General features: G+C 39.6%; 14 protein-coding genes and 1 pseudogene. 14 read left to right on the top strand and 1 reads right to left on the bottom strand.

Going from position 1 to position 20,148, the window contains the following annotated elements; genetic code table 11:
* The first annotated feature begins 10 nt into the window (after nt 1–10).
* The 9 genes from rseP (at nt 11) to rbfA (ending at nt 12,752) form a co-directional block, all read left to right on the top strand.
* Nucleotides 11–1,279: an RIP metalloprotease RseP gene (rseP, locus tag IGL15_RS08475; RefSeq protein WP_104765391.1), complete on the top strand. Its 1,269-nt coding sequence runs from the start codon at nt 11–13 to the stop codon at nt 1,277–1,279.
* 67 nt (nt 1,280–1,346) lie between these two features.
* Nucleotides 1,347–3,056: a proline--tRNA ligase gene (locus IGL15_RS08470; protein ID WP_002297401.1), complete on the top strand. Its 1,710-nt coding sequence runs from the start codon at nt 1,347–1,349 to the stop codon at nt 3,054–3,056.
* A 211-nt stretch (nt 3,057–3,267) separates the two neighbouring features.
* A complete protein-coding gene (locus tag IGL15_RS08465; protein WP_002294138.1) occupies nt 3,268–7,620 on the top strand; it encodes a PolC-type DNA polymerase III in 4,353 nt (1,450 codons plus the stop codon).
* A 143-nt stretch (nt 7,621–7,763) separates the two neighbouring features.
* The gene (rimP, locus tag IGL15_RS08460) at nt 7,764–8,237 is read left to right on the top strand and encodes a ribosome maturation factor RimP (protein ID WP_002288499.1); all 474 of its coding nucleotides are present in this window, start codon (nt 7,764–7,766) and stop codon (nt 8,235–8,237) included.
* Nucleotides 8,238–8,260: 23 nt separating this feature from the next.
* Nucleotides 8,261–9,436, top strand: a complete 1,176-nt coding sequence (gene nusA / locus IGL15_RS08455; protein WP_002288500.1) for a transcription termination factor NusA — start codon at nt 8,261–8,263, stop codon at nt 9,434–9,436.
* Nucleotides 9,437–9,457: 21 nt separating this feature from the next.
* Nucleotides 9,458–9,751 (top strand): RNase P modulator RnpM, encoded by a 294-nt coding sequence (rnpM, locus tag IGL15_RS08450; RefSeq protein ID WP_002288501.1) that lies wholly within the window; start codon nt 9,458–9,460, stop codon nt 9,749–9,751.
* The gene (locus IGL15_RS08445) at nt 9,748–10,059 is read left to right on the top strand and encodes a YlxQ-related RNA-binding protein (protein ID WP_002288509.1); all 312 of its coding nucleotides are present in this window, start codon (nt 9,748–9,750) and stop codon (nt 10,057–10,059) included. The genes rnpM and IGL15_RS08445 overlap by 4 nt, the downstream gene beginning before the upstream one ends.
* A 12-nt stretch (nt 10,060–10,071) precedes the next feature.
* Entirely contained in the window at nt 10,072–12,378 is a 2,307-nt protein-coding gene (infB, locus tag IGL15_RS08440) for a translation initiation factor IF-2 (protein WP_094850625.1), read from the top strand.
* Nucleotides 12,379–12,404: 26 nt separating this feature from the next.
* Nucleotides 12,405–12,752 (top strand): 30S ribosome-binding factor RbfA, encoded by a 348-nt coding sequence (gene rbfA, locus IGL15_RS08435; protein WP_002294142.1) that lies wholly within the window; start codon nt 12,405–12,407, stop codon nt 12,750–12,752.
* Nucleotides 12,753–12,908: 156 nt separating this feature from the next.
* Here rbfA and IGL15_RS08430 read toward each other — a convergent pair.
* A pseudogene (locus tag IGL15_RS08430) lies at nt 12,909–13,365 on the bottom strand (carbohydrate ABC transporter permease); the annotation flags it as partial.
* 164 nt (nt 13,366–13,529) lie between these two features.
* On the opposite strand from IGL15_RS08430, the gene IGL15_RS08425 reads away from it, so the two are divergent.
* From IGL15_RS08425 to IGL15_RS08405, 5 genes are all read left to right on the top strand, one after another.
* Nucleotides 13,530–15,893 (top strand): phosphoketolase family protein, encoded by a 2,364-nt coding sequence (locus IGL15_RS08425; RefSeq protein ID WP_104765392.1) that lies wholly within the window; start codon nt 13,530–13,532, stop codon nt 15,891–15,893.
* Nucleotides 15,894–16,260: 367 nt separating this feature from the next.
* On the top strand, nt 16,261–17,184 hold the full coding sequence (gene truB / locus IGL15_RS08420) for a tRNA pseudouridine(55) synthase TruB (RefSeq protein WP_002338378.1): 924 nt from the start codon (nt 16,261–16,263) through the stop codon (nt 17,182–17,184).
* Between the two features lie 3 nt (nt 17,185–17,187).
* Complete coding sequence (gene ribF / locus IGL15_RS08415) at nt 17,188–18,129, top strand: riboflavin biosynthesis protein RibF (RefSeq protein ID WP_104765393.1); 942 nt, start codon at nt 17,188–17,190, stop codon at nt 18,127–18,129.
* A gap of 351 nt (nt 18,130–18,480) precedes the next feature.
* On the top strand, nt 18,481–19,266 hold the full coding sequence (locus IGL15_RS08410; protein WP_002288522.1) for an SDR family oxidoreductase: 786 nt from the start codon (nt 18,481–18,483) through the stop codon (nt 19,264–19,266).
* 12 nt (nt 19,267–19,278) lie between these two features.
* Nucleotides 19,279–20,130: a GRP family sugar transporter gene (locus tag IGL15_RS08405; protein WP_002288523.1), complete on the top strand. Its 852-nt coding sequence runs from the start codon at nt 19,279–19,281 to the stop codon at nt 20,128–20,130.
* Nucleotides 20,131–20,148 lie beyond the last annotated feature (18 nt).

The following is a 20,148-nucleotide window of genomic DNA, read 5'->3' as shown; positions in this document are numbered from 1 at the left end:
GAAAAAAGCTATGAAAACGATTCTGACATTTATCATCGTTTTTGGTATATTAGTGATTCTTCATGAGTTTGGTCATTTCTTCTTTGCGAAACGATCAGGAATCCTCGTTCGCGAATTTGCTATCGGTATGGGTCCGAAAATTTATGGGCATCAAGCAAAAGACGGGACAACATATACGCTTCGCCTATTACCTATTGGCGGTTATGTTCGAATGGCAGGCAATGGGGATGATGAAACAGAAATGGCACCAGGAATGCCTCTTTCTCTTTTACTAAATTCTGACGGCATCGTAGAGAAGATAAATTTAAGTAAGAAAATCCAATTGACAAATGCTATCCCGATGGAATTGAGCCGTTATGATTTAGAAGATGAGCTGACTATCACTGGTTATGTGAATGGAGACGAAACAGAAGTAGTAACCTACCCTGTTGATCACGATGCGACGATTATTGAAAACGACGGAACAGAAATCAGAATTGCGCCAAAAGACGTACAGTTCCAATCGGCTAAATTGTGGCAGCGTATGCTGACCAACTTTGCTGGACCCATGAATAACTTTATTTTGGCAATCGTGTTATTCATCATTCTGGCATTTATGCAAGGTGGTGTTCAAGTGACGAACACTAATCGCGTAGGAGAGATCATGCCTAATGGAGCTGCGGCAGAAGCAGGCTTAAAAGAAAATGATGAGGTAGTCAGTGTGGACGGAAAAGAAATCCATTCATGGAATGATCTGACAACAGTCATTACGAAAAATCCGGATAAAACATTAGACTTTAAGATCGAACGAGAAGGTCAGGTGCAATCTGTCGACGTGACACCGAAATCTGTAGAGTCAAATGGCGAAAAAGTTGGCCAACTTGGTATAAAAGCCCCAATGAATACAGGTTTTATGGATAAGATCATTGGAGGGACGCGTCAAGCTTTCAGCGGTTCATTGGAAATTTTCAAAGCCTTAGGATCACTATTTACAGGTTTCAGTTTAGATAAATTAGGCGGACCTGTCATGATGTACCAATTGTCTTCAGAAGCAGCAAATCAAGGTGTAACAACTGTTATTAGTTTGATGGCGCTTCTTTCAATGAATCTCGGAATCGTCAATCTGCTTCCGATTCCTGCCTTAGATGGCGGGAAATTAGTCTTGAATATTTTTGAAGGGATTCGCGGGAAACCATTAAGTCAAGAAAAAGAAGGAATATTGACATTAGCTGGCTTTGGATTTTTAATGTTGTTGATGGTGCTAGTTACATGGAACGATATTCAACGATTCTTTTTCTAGAAAAAGTTGACAAATAGGGTATAATAACAAACGATAACTATTTTGAGGAAATAAAGGAGTATATAGAATGAGACAATCAAAAATGTTGATTCCAACATTACGCGAAGTTCCAAATGATGCAGAAGTATTAAGCCATCAAATCTTGCTAAGAGCTGGATATATCCGCCAAGTATCAGCGGGTATTTATTCATATCTGCCATTAGCAAATCGTGTATTGGAAAAACTGAAACGCATTATGCGGGAAGAATTTGAAAAAATCGGAGCGGTAGAAATGCTGATGCCTGCCATCTTGCCAGCAGAACTTTGGGAAGAATCTGGGCGTTACGAAACATATGGACCAAACTTGTATCGTTTCAAAGACCGCAATGATCGAAAAATGATCCTTGGACCAACTCACGAAGAAACTTTTACTGATTTGATGCGTAATGAAATCAATTCATATAAGAAATTACCTTTAAATCTTTATCAAATCCAACCTAAATATCGTGACGAAAAACGACCTCGCTTCGGTTTGCTTCGCGGAAGAGAGTTTATCATGAAAGATGCATATTCTTTCCATGCAACGGAAGAAAGTTTGGACGAGACATATAAAGATTACGAAAAAGCCTACACCGAAGTATTCAAGCGTTGTGGCTTAGAATTTCGCTCGATCATCGGAGACGGTGGCGCAATGGGCGGGAAAGACTCAAAAGAATTCATGGCGATCTCAGAAATCGGGGAGGATACGATCTGTTATTCGACTGAAAGTGATTATGCTGCAAACTTGGAGATGGCTACAAGCTACTATGTATCAAAAAAATCGCATGAAACACAGCTTGAATTGGAGAAAGTAGCTACACCTAACGTAAAATCAATTGACGAAGTAGCAGATTTCTTTTCTGTTGAACCTCAAAAAATCATCAAGTCTGTATTGTTCATTGCGGATGAACAACCTGTCCTTGTTTTGGTACGCGGAGACCATGAAGTCAATGACGTAAAACTAAAAAACTTTTTATCTGCTGACTTTTTAGAAGAAGCAACAGAAGAAGAAGCACAAAAATATCTAGGTGCTGAGTTTGGTTCTGTCGGACCAGTCGGTGTTTCAGATGACGTAAAAGTATATGCAGACCGTTATGTCCAAGATTTAGCGAATGCCATTACTGGAGCGAACGAAACAGGATTCCACTATAAAAATGTGAATCCAGAACGCGATTTCACTGTACTTTCTTATGAAGATCTTCGTTTTGTACAAGAAGGAGATCCTTCACCAGACAACAATGGTGTTCTTGCCTTTACTCGAGGAATCGAAATCGGACATATCTTCAAAATCGGCACTCGTTACAGTGAATCTATGGGAGCAACTGTACTAGACGAAAATGGACGAGAAAAATTTGTGATTATGGGCTGTTATGGTATCGGTGTAAGTCGTTTATTATCAGCAATCGTTGAACAACATTCAGATGAACAAGGAATCAACTGGCCAAAAGGAATTGCGCCATTTGATTTGCATATCGTCCAAATGAATCTAAAAGACGAATACCAAACAAACCTGACGAATGAACTAGAAGAAGCGATGACAAAAGCTGGCTATGAAGTACTGGTTGATGACAGAAATGAACGCGCAGGAGTGAAATTCGCGGATTCTGATTTGATTGGCTGTCCAATCAGAATCACTGTTGGTAAAAAAGCAGTGGATGGAATCGTAGAAGTGAAAATCAAGAAAACTGGCGAAATGGTTGAAGTACGTAAAGAAGAATTGGCGAATACTTTACCAATCCTCTTGAACCAAGGCGAATAATAAGCGTTAAAACACAGAAAATAAAAATAGCTGAATCAGCTGTTTTTGACAATCTGATGATTCGCTTTTAAAATTGGAACTGCGATTTGAATCGCAGTTCCAATTTTTTAATGTAAAACTCAGAAAAAACGAGTATACTAAAAGGTACTGAAAAAGAAGAGGATAAGATGCGATCAATTGCATTGTTTCTCATCAGAAAGGGCGTATATCTTTGTCAGAAAAACGAGATTTATTTGAAAAACTGTTGGAACAAATCCAACTAGAGGAAGCAGAAAAAAATCATCCACTGCTTACTGCTGGTGAAATGGATAGTGTAGTGGTCCATCGTAAATCGCGTTTATGGGAATTTACGCTGCATTTTTCCAAAATTTTGCCTATTATGCTATATCGGTCATTGACTCAGCATCTGACTATCGCTTTTAAAGATATTGCACAAGTCAAACTGAATATCTTAGCAGATGACCAGACATTCGATGAACAGCTCTTGCAAGATTACTGGGCCCAAGCTTTGGAAAATCAGCAATGCGATACACCACTAGCACAGCAAGTATTGAAAACGCAGGTACCTGTGATAAAAGATCGTAAAGTCATCTTGCCAATCGACAGTACAGGAGCTATTTCTTATTTGAAGCAACAATACTTGCCATTAGTAGAAGAGTTGTTCGTCAGTTACGGATTCCCAAAATTTCGTATCGAACCAGAAGTGGATGAGCAGCAAGCGGAACGAGTATTGAAACTTTTTGAAGAACGCAAACAAGAACAGGCAGAAGCCTTTATGAAGCAAGCAGCTGAAAGTCTAGTTGTCCACGAACAAAAGAAAAAGGAAAGAAAAGAGCAATCGCCAGCTCTTGAAGGACCCATCCAGCTAGGACGAAATATTCCAGCCGATGAACCAACGACACCAATGATCAGTATCGTTGAAGAAGAACGAAGAGTCACACTTGAGGGGTACGTATTCGACAAAGAAGTCAGAGAACTACGTTCAAAACGCAAGATCTTGACTTTGAAAATCACAGATTATACTTCATCATTTATCGTCAAAAAATTCTCGAACGGCGAAAAAGATGAACAAGTATTTGATGCGATCAGTGTCGGTAGCTGGTTAAAGGTACGAGGAAGTATTCAAGAAGATACGTTTGTCCGTGATTTGGTCATGAATGCGCAAGATATCATAGAAGTCAAACATACACCTCGCAAAGATTATGCTCCTGAAGGGGAAAAACGAGTAGAGCTTCATGTTCATAGCAATATGAGTACGATGGATGCAACAAACAGCATCTCTGATCTTGTGGCACAAGCAGGGAAATGGGGACACCGAGCTATCGCCATTACAGACCACGGTGGTGCGCAAGCCTTTCCGGAAGCACATAGTGCTGGAAAAAAAGCAGGTGTGAAAATCTTATACGGCGTGGAAGCGAATGTCGTAGATGATGGTGTCCCAATTGCTTATAATGATGCACATGAAGCATTGAGTGAAGCCACATATGTCGTATTTGACGTGGAAACGACAGGATTGTCTGCAGTATATGACACGATCATCGAGCTAGCCGCAGTCAAAATGTATAAAGGAAATGTGATCGAAAGCTTTGATGAATTTATCGATCCAGGACATCCTTTGTCACGAACAACGGTAGATCTGACTGGTATCACGGATGAAATGGTTCGAGGATCAAAGTCGGAAGAAGAAGTATTGCGGATGTTCCTTGAATTTTCAAAAGATACAATTTTGGTAGCCCACAACGCGGCTTTTGATATGGGGTTCTTGAATACTAGCTACGCAAGGTATGGTATTCCTGAAGCGGCCAATCCAGTCATTGATACGTTGGAATTAGCTAGATATCTGTATCCTCAATTCAAACGTTTCGGATTAGGTGTGTTATCTAAAAAATTTGGTGTCAGCTTGGAACAGCATCACCGAGCAATCTATGATGCTGAAGCAACTGGTCACTTAGCATGGATCTTTGTGAAAGAGGCAATGGACAATCATAACATGCTTTATCATGATCAGCTAAATGAGCATATCGGAGAAGGAGATTCTTACAAAAGGGCTCGACCTTTCCATGTAACGATTTTAGCAAAAAATCAGGCAGGACTGAAAGATTTGTTCAAACTGATTTCAATGTCGAATGTCGAATACTTCGAACGCGTCCCACGAATACCACGCTCCCAATTGAAAAAGATGCGTGAAAATCTATTGATCGGCTCAGCTTGTGATAAGGGAGAAATATTCGAAGCCATGATGCAAAAAGGGGTAGAAGAGGCAAGAAACCGAGCAAAATTCTACGATTATATTGAAGTTATGCCAAAAGCGGTCTATGCGCCTTTGATCGAGCAAGAATTGGTAAAAAATGAACATGATTTGGAAGAAATTATCCAAAATTTGGTAGAAATCGGAAAAAGTTTGGATAAAATCGTTGTTGCAACAGGTAATGTACATTATCTGAACGAAGAAGATGCCATTTACCGAAAAATTTTGATCAATTCTATGGGCGGAGCGAATCCGTTGAATCGTCATAGTTTGCCGGATGTCCATTTCCGAACAACCGATGAGATGCTAACTGCATTTCACTTTTTAGGGGAAGAAACAGCGAAAGAGATCGTAGTAGAAAATACGAATAAAATCGCAGATATCTGCGAAGAAGTGATTCCAGTCAAAGATGAACTTTATACACCGAAGATTCCAGGTTCAGAAGATGAAATATCAGAATTGAGTTACACAAAAGCAAAACAAATGTACGGAGATCCGTTACCTGAGATCATTCAAAAACGATTAGAAAAAGAGTTGAATTCTATTAATGGTAATGGCTTCTCGGTTATTTATCTGATCGCCCAAAAACTAGTGCATAAAAGTAATGAAGATGGCTATCTAGTAGGTTCACGTGGCTCTGTTGGCTCTAGCTTTGTTGCGACGATGACAGGAATCACTGAAGTTAATCCGTTAGCCCCTCATTATTATTGTCCAGAGTGCCAATATTCCGAGTTTTTTGAAGATGGTACGTATGGTTCTGGATTTGACATGCCAGAAAAACAATGTCCAAAATGTGGTGCACGCTTAAACAAAGACGGTCATGATATTCCATTTGAGACATTTTTAGGATTCCATGGAGACAAAGTGCCCGATATTGATTTGAACTTCTCAGGTGATTATCAAGCAGAAGCCCATAACTATACGAAAGTATTGTTTGGCGAAGACTATGTTTACCGTGCCGGAACGATTGGTACAGTCGCCGACAAAACAGCATATGGCTATGTAAAAGGATACGAAAGGGACAATAATCTGCAGTTTCGAAGTGCAGAAGTCGACAGATTAGCAAAAGGCGCTACTGGAGTCAAACGGACAACCGGCCAGCATCCAGGGGGGATCATCGTTATTCCCGATTATATGGATGTCTATGATTTTACGCCGATCCAATATCCAGCAGACGATCAAAATTCAGAATGGAAAACGACTCATTTTGATTTCCACTCGATTCACGATAATGTATTGAAATTAGATATTCTAGGGCATGATGACCCAACTGTTATTCGGATGCTTCAAGATTTATCAGGGATCGATCCACAAACGATCCCTACGGATGACCCGGAAGTGATGCGGATATTTGCCGGTCCTGAAGTACTTGGAGTAAGTCAGGAACAAATTTATTCCAAAACAGGGACATTAGGTATTCCAGAATTCGGCACTCGTTTTGTTCGAGGGATGCTAGAAGAAACGCATCCTACAACTTTTGCAGAACTACTGCAAATTTCCGGACTATCTCATGGTACAGACGTATGGTTAGGAAATGCGGAAGAATTGATTCGACGAGGAGATGCGACACTGGCGGAAGTAATCGGCTGTCGTGATGATATTATGGTTTATTTGATCCATGCTGGATTAGATAGCGGGATGGCATTTAAAATCATGGAAACTGTTCGTAAAGGACAATGGAACAAGATCCCTGATGAATTGCGAGAAACCTATCTATCGGCGATGAAAGAAAATAATGTGCCCGACTGGTATATCGATTCTTGTTCAAAAATCAAATATATGTTTCCGAAAGCCCATGCTGCAGCTTACGTATTGATGGCTCTTCGTGTCGCTTATTTCAAGGTTTATTTCCCTATTTTGTATTACTGTGCATACTTTTCTGTACGTGCAGACGACTTTGATCTAGTCTCCATGTGCAAAGGAAAAGATGCTGTGAAACAAGCAATGAAAGAAATCACGGACAAAGGATTAGATGCTTCCGTAAAAGAAAAGAATCAACTGACAGTGCTGGAGTTAGCCAATGAAATGCTGGAACGAGGATTCAAATTTGGAATGATTGATTTGTATAAATCGGATGCCGTTAACTTTGTTATTGAAGGTGATACGTTGATCGCACCATTTAGAGCTGTCCCAAGTTTGGGAACCAACGTGGCAAAACAAATCGTTGAAGCAAGAAAAGACGGTCCATTTTTATCCAAAGAAGATCTTGCCACCCGCGGTAAAGTTTCAAAAACATTGATCGAATATATGAACGACAATGGCGTATTGAAAGATCTACCAGATGAAAATCAATTATCGTTATTCGATATGCTATAAGCATCTGTTTTCCTGTCTGCTTGTAATTTTAAGCAGAGTATGGTATAGTTCTTATAGGTAATGATACTAACTGTGAGTGAGCGGATTTTTCGCTCACTCTTTTTAATGGAATTACGCACTTAATTTTTAAGGAGGCGAAACTTTTGAGTAGCGTCGTTGAAACAGTCACAGAAATGGTGACACCGATTTTAGATGAACAAAATTTTGAACTTGTCGAAGTCGAATTTGTAAAAGAAGGAAAAAGCTGGTTCTTACGAGTATTTATTGACAAAGAAGGCGGTATCGATATCGAAGAATGCGCCTTTGTCAGTGAGAAACTGAGTGAAAAACTTGATGCAGCAGATCCAGATCCGATTCCTCAAGCTTATTTCCTGGAGGTATCCTCCCCGGGAGCAGAGCGGCCATTGAAAAAAGAAAGCGACTATGAAAAGGCACTTGGTGATTATGTCCATGTCTCCTTATACCAACCAGTAGATGGCGAAAAACAATATGAAGGATTTCTTCAATCATTTGATGCTGAACAGCTTACATTGAAAATACGCATAAAAACACGAGAAAAAGAATTGACTTTTGACCGAAAAAATATTGCAAAAGCTCGCTTAGCTATCCAATTTTAATCACGGAGAGGAATCAGAAAAAAATGAGTAAAGAAATGTTAAATGCGTTAGACGCTTTAGAAGCTGAAAAAGGGATCTCAAAAGAAATCGTGATCGATGCTTTAGAAGCAGCATTGGTTTCTGCATACAAACGTCACTATGGCCAAGCACAAAACGTCGAAGTGGAATTTGATCAGAAAAAAGGAAAGATCCATGTCTATGCGGTAAAAGAAGTAACGGAAGAAGTGATGGATTCACAGTTGGAAGTCTCATTGAAAGATGCACTTTTAATCAATCCAGCATATGAGATCGGTGATACGATCCGTTTTGAAGTAACACCAAAAGATTTTGGGCGGATCGCTGCGCAAACGGCTAAACAAGTTATTTTACAGCGTGTACGTGAAGCAGAAAGAACGATTATTTATAACGAATTCAGTGCTTATGAAAAAGACATCATGCAAGGAATCGTCGAACGCCAGGATAAACGTTATATTTATGTCAATCTTGGTAAAATTGAGGCAGTTCTTTCTAAACAAGATCAAATGCCAAATGAATTTTATCAACCACATGATCGAATCAAAGTTTATGTTTCCCGAGTAGAAAATACGTCTAAAGGTCCGCAAGTATTTGTTAGCCGCAGCCATCCAGACCTATTGCGTCGCTTATTTGAACAAGAAGTACCAGAAGTCTATGATGGAATCGTTGAAATTGTCAGCATCGCCCGTGAAGCTGGCGATCGTTCAAAAGTGGCAGTTCGCTCAAATGATCCAAATATCGATGCAGTCGGTACATGTGTCGGGCCAAAGGGACAACGAGTTCAAGCAATCGTCAATGAATTAAAAGGCGAAAACATGGATATCGTCGAATGGAATGAAGATCCAGCTGTATTCATTGCAAATGCATTGAATCCTGCACAAGTCATGGATGTGATCTTCGATGAGACAAATCCAAAGGCCTGCACAGTTGTCGTTCCAGACTACCAATTATCGCTAGCAATCGGTAAACGCGGACAAAATGCACGTTTAGCTGCTAAATTGACTAACCATAAAATCGATATCAAATCAGAATCTGACATGACGGAATTTTATGAAAATCAAGAACAACAAAAAGAAACAGAAGAACTGCATGATGAAGCAATCGTTCAGTCAGATTTAACAGACGATGAATATGAAACAATTGCATTCAACAATGAAACGGTCGAAGAAAAACCAGAAGCTTAACTTTAGTAAGGAGGCAAAGAGATGAAACAAAGGAAAATTCCTTTACGCAAATCCGTGGTTTCAGGTGAAATGAAACCTAAAAAAGAGATGGTCCGAATCACCCGTTCAAAAGAAGGGGAAGTATCGATCGATCCAACTGGAAAAATGCCTGGACGAGGAGCGTATGTCTCACTTGAGCCGGAAGAAGTACAACAAGCTTGGGATAAAAAAATTCTCGATCGAGTACTCGAAACAACATTAACAGATGAGTTTTATCAAGAACTTCTTGACTATGTCACTCACCAAAAAGCACGTAAAGAGTTATTTGGAAAATGAATACAGTTAATCGGCAAAAAGCCATGAATCTCATCGGTCTAGCGATGCGCGCGGGAAAACTAATCACGGGTGAAGAACTGACCATTGCTGAAATCCGCAAACAAAAAGCAAAATTGGTGTTTGTGGCAACCGATGCAAGCGAGAATACAAGAAAAAAGATAAAAGATAAGAGTTCATATTATGAAGTTCCTTGCTTTGAGCTATTTTCTGAAGCAGAAATCACGCAGATGATCGGAAAACCTCGCAAGGTATTCGGAATAATGGATGCCGGATTTGCGAAGAAGACCAAGGAGCTAATTGAAGGTTAGGAAGGTGATTGCATGGGCAACAAAAGAATCTATGAATTAGCAAAAGAACTCAAAAAATCTAGTAAAGACGTCGTGGAAAAAGCACAACAACTTGGCATCGATGTGAAAAACCATATGGGTGCGATTACTAGCAATGATGAGAAGAAATTGCAACAAGCGTTCAAAAACCCAAGCACGAAACAACAAGCTGCACAACAAGCAAGCAGAAAACCAGCCAATCAACAGCCGAACGATCAACGTAAAAAAGAAACAACGAACAATCAACAAAAAAATAAAAATAACCGCAGTTATCAAGATCGCGGTCAAGGGAGCGGTCAAGTGAATCAAGGAAAAAAAACAACAACAAACCAAAATAATACGGGAAATACCAGCAGCCAAAATCGTCAAGGAACGAGCCAAGGCGGCAATCAAAACCGTACTAACAATAACAACAAACCAAACAATAACAATCGCGGCAAATTTAATAATAATAACCGTAATCGTTATAATAAAAAAGGTAAAAAAGGCAAACAGCAACAATCAACTAAACCAGCTGTACCACCACGCAAATTCCGTGAATTGCCAGATGTATTAGAGTATACTGAAGGTATGAACGTAGCAGATATTGCGAAAAAAATTCATCGTGAGCCAGCAGAAATCATTAAAAAATTATTTATGCTTGGTGTCATGGTCAATCAAAACCAAGCACTGGATAAAGATACGATTGAACTGTTAGCGACGGACTATGGCATGGAACCACAAGAAAAAGTCCAAGTTGACATTGCTGATATCGATAAATTCTTCGAGGCAGAAGAAGTCGATCCAGATAAATTAGTCTCACGTCCGCCAGTAGTAACGATTATGGGACACGTAGACCACGGGAAAACAACCTTATTGGATACATTGCGCCATTCACGTGTAACAAGCGGCGAAGCCGGCGGAATCACACAGCATATTGGTGCCTATCAGATTGATATTGATGGCAAACCAATCACTTTCTTGGATACACCAGGACATGCGGCCTTTACAAGTATGCGTGCACGTGGAGCAAGTATCACAGATATCACGATCTTAGTTGTTGCTGCAGATGATGGCGTCATGCCACAAACAGTTGAAGCAATCAACCATGCCAAAGCTGCAGGCGTTCCAATCATCGTCGCTGTAAACAAAATTGATAAACCAGGTGCAAATCCTCAGCATGTTATGCAAGAATTAAGTGAGTATGAATTAATTCCTGAAGCATGGGGTGGAGAAACGATTTTTGTTGAGATCTCAGCGAAATTCGGCCAAAACATCGAAGAATTGCTGGAAATGATCCTGTTAGTCGCAGAAGTAGAAGATTTAAAAGCAGATCCAACACAACGCGCAATCGGAACAGTGATCGAAGCACGTCTTGATAAAGGTAAAGGTCCTGTGTCAACCTTACTTGTCCAAGAAGGAACACTTCATGTTGGTGACCCAATCGTTGTCGGTAATACTTACGGACGTGTCCGTGTAATGACAAACGATCTTGGCCGTCGCGATAAAGAAGCAGGACCTGCAACGCCAGTAGAAATCACTGGCTTAAATGATGTACCTCAAGCAGGTGACCGTTTCGTAGTCTTCGAAGACGAAAAGACAGCACGTGCAGCGGGTGAAGAACGCGCAAAACGTGCATTATTGGAAAACCGTGCTGCCACAAGCCGTGTGACTTTGGACAACTTATTTGAAAGCCTGAAAGAAGGCGAATTGAAAGAAGTTAACGTAATCATCAAAGCAGATGTACAAGGTTCAGCAGAAGCACTGGCTGCATCATTGAAGAAGATTGATGTGGAAGGTGTCCGTGTAAAAATCGTCCATTCAGCTGTCGGAGCAATCAATGAAAGTGATGTAACCTTAGCAGCAGCCAGCAACGCTATTATCATCGGTTTCAACGTTCGTCCTACACCGCAGGCAAAAGTGCAAGCTGATACTGAAGAAGTCGATATTCGTCTTCACCGTATCATCTATAAAGCCATCGAAGAAATCGAAACTGCGATGAAAGGGATGCTAGACCCTGAATTTGAAGAAAAAATCACTGGTCAAATGATCGTTCGTGAAACCTTCAAAGTTTCTAAAGTTGGTACGATTGCAGGTGCCTATGTAACAGAAGGATATATTCGTAGAGATAGCGGTGTCCGTGTAATCCGTGACGGAATCGTAATCTATGAAGGACAACTTGCAAGTCTGAAACGATTCAAAGATGACGTGAAAGAAGTCAAAATGGGTTATGAATGTGGTGCAATGATTGAAAAATTCAATGACATCAAAGTAGATGACGTAATTGAAGGATTTATCATGGAAGAAGTCAAAAATGACTAAAAACTGATAAAAGGAGGCCAATCATTATGGCTAACTACCGTGATCGCCGAGTCGGTCAAGAAATCTTAAAAGAAGTCAATGATATTTTGCGCAAAAAGGTCCGTGACCCTCGTGTGGAGAACGTAACGATCACAGATGTGAAAGTTACGGGGGACTTACAGCAAGCAACGATCTATTACAGCATTTTATCTGACTTAGCATCAGATAAGAAAAAAGCACAAGATGGATTGAATAAAGCATCAGGATTGATTCGTCGAGAATTAGGGCACAATCTAAGTATTTATAAGACACCTGAATTGTTCTTTGAACTTGATGAATCAGTTGTCTATGGCAACCATATCGATGAATTGCTTCGCGACTTGAACAAAGACTAATCAAAAAATTCCGCAAATCCTGTGAAATCAGGGGTTGCGGGATTTTTTTGTTTTCATTAAGACGTATTACCTAAGAGTTCCATGACTTTAGTCTGGTAGCGTGTCAGCTAACCAAAAAAGAGAAAAAGAAAAGTAAAAAATTCGACTTTCTTTTTTCTAGTAGTATATAAATTTTTGCATATAGATAAAGATCAAGATACCGATAACGGAAGCTAGATTGTAATCTATTTTAGTGACAGTCAGGTATAGCCAAGTAACTAGAAGATCAGTGGAACCTGCACCATAAAAGTTTGAGTTTGTCGGTCCGTTGACAGTTAAAAGAAAAATCACGTTGAAGTTATTGATATTTCCGATTACGCCGCTTCGATTTGGTCACGATCCAAATTTTGGATAATCCCTGGAGAAATTAGCATAGTAGCTGGGATACCAATTCACATATTGACAAAGATAACAGAGACTTTTACATAAAACGGATCAATCAGGAAAGGAATTGCTCGATCCAGCCCCAGTTTTCCAACAATGTGTTAACTGGCCTAGCGTCATTCAGCAAATTATGCATGATGAGGAGCGAAATGAACTGCGGAACAGCCATTGTGATAACGACAAGTTTTTTGGATCAATGTAAAAAACGTCAGCGAAAGGAAAAATTTCGTGGTTTTTTATACCTGTTCATTTGGCTAGATATAAAATCCAAACAAATGAACAGAAGTGCTTATTAGGTTTCAATTGGGAGTATCTGCGCTAGAATAAGAGTAATAATGAAAAGGAGTGTTATGTATGGATTATTCTAGTAAAGAATACTTTGATAAAATGACGGCTTGGTGGCGTGCTGCTAATTATCTTTCTGTTGGGCAACTTTATCTTAAAGATAACCCCTTACTGAGACGTACACTGAAACCAGAAGATGTCAAAAAACATCCAATCGGTCATTGGGGAACGATTCCTGGCCAAAATTTTATTTATGTCCATTTGAACCGAGTCATCAATAAATATGATTTGAACATGTTTTATATCGAAGGGCCAGGACACGGCGGACAAGTCATGGTATCGAATGCTTATTTAGATGGAAGTTACACAGAGATCTATCCAGAAGTAACGGAAGATGAGACAGGAATGCAAAAATTATTCAAGCGATTTTCATTTCCTGGAGGCATTGCTTCTCATGCAGCACCAGAAACACCAGGTTCTATCCATGAAGGCGGAGAGCTTGGATACTCTCTTTCACATGCAGTCGGAGCTGTATTAGACAATCCTGAAGTAATCTCTGCTGTCGTGATTGGTGATGGTGAAGCAGAAACCGGTCCTTTAGCTGGAAGCTGGTTCTCAAATGTCTTTATCAATCCAGTGATAGATGGAGCTGTTTTACCGATCCTTCATTTAAATGGTGCAAAAATAGCCAACCCAACGATCTTGGCACGTAAATCAGATGGAGAATTAGCAAATTACTTTAACGGACTTGGCTGGGAACCTTTCTTTATTGAAGGAAATGATCCAGAAAAATTAAATCCTGTTATGGCTGAAAAAATGGATCAAGCAATCGAGAAAATCAAATCCATCCAAAAAGAAGCTCGCCTGAAGACAGCAACAGATGTCGTGATGCCAAAATGGCCAGTATTGATCGTACGCACACCAAAAGGATGGACCGGTCCAAAAGAATGGGACGGGGAACCAATTGAAGGAACCTTCCGAGCACACCAAGTACCGATTCCTGTAGATCAAGAACATATGGATCATGCAGATGCTTTACTCCGTTGGCTGAAATCCTATGAACCAGAAAAATTATTTGATGCACAAGGACGTATTTTAGAAGAAATCAGAGAAATCGCGCCTACTGATGACCAAAGAATGGCAAAAAATCCTATCACCAATGGTGGAATCGATCCAAAACCGCTTATTATGCCAGATTGGAAAAAATATACTTTGCAATTTGAAAAACCAGGCTCCATTAAAGCAGAAGATATGACCGAACTTGGTAAATTCGTTCGCGAGATCATTGAGAAAAATCCAGAAAATTTCCGTATATTTGGACCAGATGAAACAAAATCAAACCGATTGAATCAAGTTTTCAAAACGACAAATCGCCAATGGATGGAAAAAATCGAACCAGAAAATGATGAATGGCTTTCGTCATCTGGTCGCGTCATCGACAGTCAATTATCGGAACACCAAGATGAAGGGTTCTTAGAAGGGTACGTTCTGACTGGACGTCATGGTTTTTTTGCAAGTTACGAATCATTCTTGCGAGTGGTTGACTCTATGTTGACTCAGCACTTCAAATGGATGCGGAAATCACATGACCTTTCTTGGCGAAATGATTATCCTTCGCTAAATCTCATTGCAAGCTCAACAGTCTTCCAGCAAGATCACAATGGATATAGCCACCAAGATCCAGGAATATTGACACATTTGGCAGAAAAGAAGGCGGAGTTCATCCGTGAATATCTGCCTGCGGATGCAAATACATTGCTCGCAGTCATGGATAAAGCATTCCGCTCGTCAGAAAAAATCAATTTGATCATCTCTTCCAAACATCCGCGTGCTCAATTTTACTCAGCAGAAGAAGCAGCCGTCTTAGTGAATGAAGGCTTGAAAATCATTGATTGGGCTTCGACAGCAAAAGAGGAGGAACCTGAATTGGTCATTGCTGCTGCAGGAACGGAATCTAACTTAGAAGCATTAGCAGCTGTAACTTTGCTGCTGGAAGAATTCCCAAAACTAAAAATTCGGTTCATCAATGTCGTAGATTTATTGAAATTACGTCATCCAAGTCAAGATCCGCGTGGGTTGAGCGATGAAGAATTTGATCAATATTTTACAAAAGACAAACCGATCTTATTTGCTTTCCACGGTTATGAAACATTGGTCCGCACGATTTTCTTTGATCGTCATAACCATCATTTAATGATTCATGGCTACAAAGAAAATGGAGATATCACGACACCATTTGACATGCGTGTAGTAAATGAACTTGATCGTTATCATTTGGCAAAAGACGCAGCTTTAAAAATCAAAGGAAGTCAAGCAGAAGATTTTGCGAAAAAAATGGATCAGAAATTACAAGAACATCAAAACTATATTCGTGAAAATGGTATTGATCTGCCAGAAGTATTGGATTGGAAATGGAAAAATCTTGACCAATAAAATGATAAAATCGATCCCGCAAAACAGAATTTTTTACATTGATTAAGAAACTGAAAAAATAAATAAAAAAAACGGAAAAAAGACTGGAAGAATGGCCAGTCTTTTTTTTCGTTTTTGGGAAATGAAAACCAAACTATTTACCTGTAAGCCACCCATAAATCCAATCAAATGGTGCAAAGAAAAAATCTTCCATTCTATTCCCTCCTTTAAAAAAGCATAACATGATTTCTATTTACGTGAGCATGAATTTTGTTACGTTTTTATTGCCGAAAAATAAAAACCGTTCATTATGATGTCAAATTCGTCAGTAATTGATGCAATGTGTTATAATAATTCAGTTAAATCAAAAATGAAATGGAGAAAAGACATGGACGGGTTATTACCTTTATGGAAAGAACGCGGAATGACAAGTCATGATTGCGTATTCAAATTAAGAAAAATCTTACATACGAAAAAAATCGGACATGGGGGTACGCTTGACCCAGACGTAGACGGTGTGTTGCCCATTTGTATTGGAAAAGCCACAAAAGTTATCGAATATTTGACAGATTCTGGGAAAATCTATGTAGGCGAGATAACTCTAGGTTTCAGTACAACGACGGAAGATCGATCCGGAGAACGGGTAGAAACAAAACCAGTAGATATGTCTTTATCTGAAGAAAAAATAGATGAAGTGATGGCTTCATTTATTGGTGAGATCACCCAGATACCACCAATGTACTCAGCGGTAAAAGTCAACGGTAAGCGGTTATATGAATATGCCCGCAATAATGAAACAGTGGAGCGTCCTGTTAGAAAGGCTCAGATTTACCGTTTTATCCGGACAAGTGAATTGACAAGAGACGAAGTGACAGGAACCATTTCTTGGCGCTTCGAAGTAGAATGCGGGAAAGGAACCTATGTCCGCACATTAGCTGTAGATACAGGCAAGAAACTTGGTTACCCTGCGCACATGTCTGATCTGACCCGAACAGCAAGTGCCGGTATGTCCCAGAAGGATGCTCTGACATTAGAAGAAGTAGCTCAAGCTGTGAAAAATGGGACAATCGATGATTGTTTGCTGCCAATAGAAAAAGGAGTGGAACGGTTCAAACGAGTAGATATTACTGATGAAGTATGGCAGAAAGTAAAAAACGGTATGAGACTTGATTATACTGTATTTGCGCTCCCAGAAATGCCGTCAGAAGAAATTGCTTTGTTTTATAAAGGAAAAGTTGTCAGTATTTATCAGCCAAACCCGAAAGAAAAAAACAAATTAAAACCTAGTAAAGTATTGAGAAATGAGGAATAACGAATGAATATCATCAAGATCAGACATCCTTACCAATCAGAACAAATTCCAGAAGACGATGTCGTTTTAGTGCTGGGATTTTTCGACGGCGTGCATATCGGACACCAGAAAGTCATAAAGACAGGTATGGAAATTGCACAAAAAGAAGGATTGAAATTAGCATTGATGACTTTCAATCAGCATCCATCGATTGTCTTTAAAAAGATCGATCCTAGCAGCGTGAAATATTTGACTAGCCTTAAGCAAAAAGAAGAAAAAATGGCCGCTTTGGGTATAGATTATTTATATGAAGTTGATTTTACTTCTTCTTTTGCTCATTTAGCACCGCAGGAATTTGTTGATCAATACATCGTAGGGTTACATGCAAAATATGCTGTTTCCGGTTTTGATTATACGTATGGACCAAAAGACATTGCAGATGTCGCTCATTTTCCTGAATATGCCAAAGGAAGATTCAAAATCGTCACAGTTTCTAAAGAAGAAGAACAAGGTGAAAAAATCAGCTCTACTCGTATTCGAGGATTACTAGACAGCGGACAAGTAAAAGAAGCAGCAAAACTATTAGGTTGCACATATGAGGTAGAAGGGGTAGTTGTCCATGGCGATGCACGAGGCAGACTACTAGGATTCCCTACAGCAAATGTCAAAGTAAAGAGCACAGTTCATTTGCCTAAAGAAGGTGTTTATGTATCGGAAATAAAAATTGGGGAAACTTGGTATCCAGCCATGGGTTCAATTGGACATAATGATACATTCGGTGAAGGACGGGAGCTGACTGTAGAATTGTACATTTTGGACTTTAATCAAGATATCTATGGTGAACATGTCACAGTACGCTGGAATCAATTTTTAAGAGATCAAGTGAAATTTTCTAGTGTAGAGGAATTGATTGAACAACTCAAAGAGGATGAACAAGCAACAGCTGAATATTTTTCTCAGCAATAAAACATTATGCATAAAATCTCTTGTTTATGTATAACTAGCAATTACAATAAAATGGGTGATAAATAAGCCCAGGAAAGGGGCTGTGACAAAAGTCTTGTCACAGCCTTTTTTTCCAAATAAATGGTTTTTCAGAAGTAGTTTCTTCGGAAATAAGCCGAAATTTCTTGAAGCTGACCACTTCTGTCACAACCTCTTTCTTTATAGAAGTAAAAGGACACTAGCAATTCATGAAAACGATTGCTAGAGCGTATCATTTGCTTTAGACTATATATCTTGGTGTACACTCACTTTAAGACGGAAATAAAAGTTATCCGTAATAACAGGTTTAGGTATGAAAAAGGAGTGGGTACTATGTATAAGGAATTAGAAAACAAAGTCGCAGTAGTAACTGGTGGCTCAAAGGGGATTGGAACAGCGATTGCTCAACGATTCGGGAAAGAAAAAATGAATGTAGTTGTCAACTATAACTCGGATAAAGAAGGAGCAGAAAAAGCAGTCAAAGCAATCGAAGAGGCAGGCGGAAAAGCAGTCTCTGTACAAGCAGATGTCAGTTCTGAAGAAGGAATACAGCGTTTACTTGATACGGCTTTAGAAAATTTTGGGACACTGGACGTTTGGGTTAATAATGCTGGGATGGAAAATCAGCATCCAACCCATGAACTTAGCCTTGAAGATTGGGAAAGAGTGTTAAAAGTCAATTTGACTGGCGTTTTTATCGGAACGAAAGCGGCTTTAAATTACTTTACAGAGAATAATAAAAAAGGAAATATCATCAATATGTCTTCTGTTCATGAACAGATCCCATGGCCAACGTTTGCTCATTACGCTGCTTCAAAAGGCGGGGTAAAATTATTTACCGAAACGGTAGCAATGGAGTATGCACCGAAGGGAATCAGAATCAATAGTATAGGCCCTGGTGCTATCCGTACACCTATTAATGCGGCAAAATTTGATGATCCTGAACAAAAAGAACTCTTGGAAAGTATGATCCCACTAGGACGCGTAGGTGAACCAAAAGAAATAGCGGCGACAGCTGCATGGTTGGCTTCAGACGAATCCAGTTATGTTACAGGTATTACACTATTTGCAGATGGTGGGATGACTTTATATCCTTCTTTCCAAGGTGGAAAAGGATAAGGGTGAATAAAAATGGGTTTATTGATTGCATTGATCCCGGCAGTTGGCTGGGGGATCCAGCCACTGATTTTGAAAAAGATTGGTGGCAGACCAACAAATGAGATATTAGGAACTGGTATTGGAGCGGTGCTTGTCGGCTTACTCGTTCAATTATTCGCTTCTCCAGCTGGTATTTCAGTGACTACATTTTTGATTAGTTTACTTTCTGGTGCATTTTGGGTTATTGGACAAACAGGACAGTATACATCTTTCAACTTGATTGGTGTTTCTAAAACGATGCCAATTTCGACTGCATTACAGTTAGTCGGAACCTCGTTGATTGGTGTCTTCGCTTTTGGAGAATGGTCTGGAAGTATGGGGAAAATCATTGGAGCAGCAGCAATCATTCTTCTTGTATTTGGTTCTGCTTTAACGGCAATCAGTGATGATCCTGGAAAAAAAGGCGGTATCACAAAAGGAATTAGTCTATTAGCATCAACAAGTATTGGTTATTGGGTATACAGTGCATTGCCTAAACTAGTTGATGCAAGCGGACTTTCCATTTTCTTTCCGCAAATGATCGGTGTCTTTTTAGGGGCAGTGATTTATGTGATTTTCCGTAAACCAACCGCATTTTCTGAAGACAAGAGTTGGAAAGCAACGATCGTTGGAGCCATCTTTAGTGTGTCAGCATTGGCTTATATTTTTTCAGCAAATGAAAATGGGGTTGCTACTGCATATATCATTACACAGCTAAACGTAGTTATCTCTACATTAGGCGGTATGTACATCCTGCATGAAAATAAGACACCAAAAGAAAAAAAATTAACGATTATCGGATTATTGCTGATCGTAGTAGGAAGCATGGTCACGGTCTTTATTTGAGGATAAAGATGGTAAAAT

The organism is Enterococcus sp. DIV0436a, from assembly GCF_051711605.1.
Lineage (GTDB): Bacteria > Bacillota > Bacilli > Lactobacillales > Enterococcaceae > Enterococcus_B > Enterococcus_B faecium.
The sequence above is the reverse complement of the archived record's forward strand: the minus strand, read 5'-3'. Positions and strand labels throughout refer to the sequence as shown.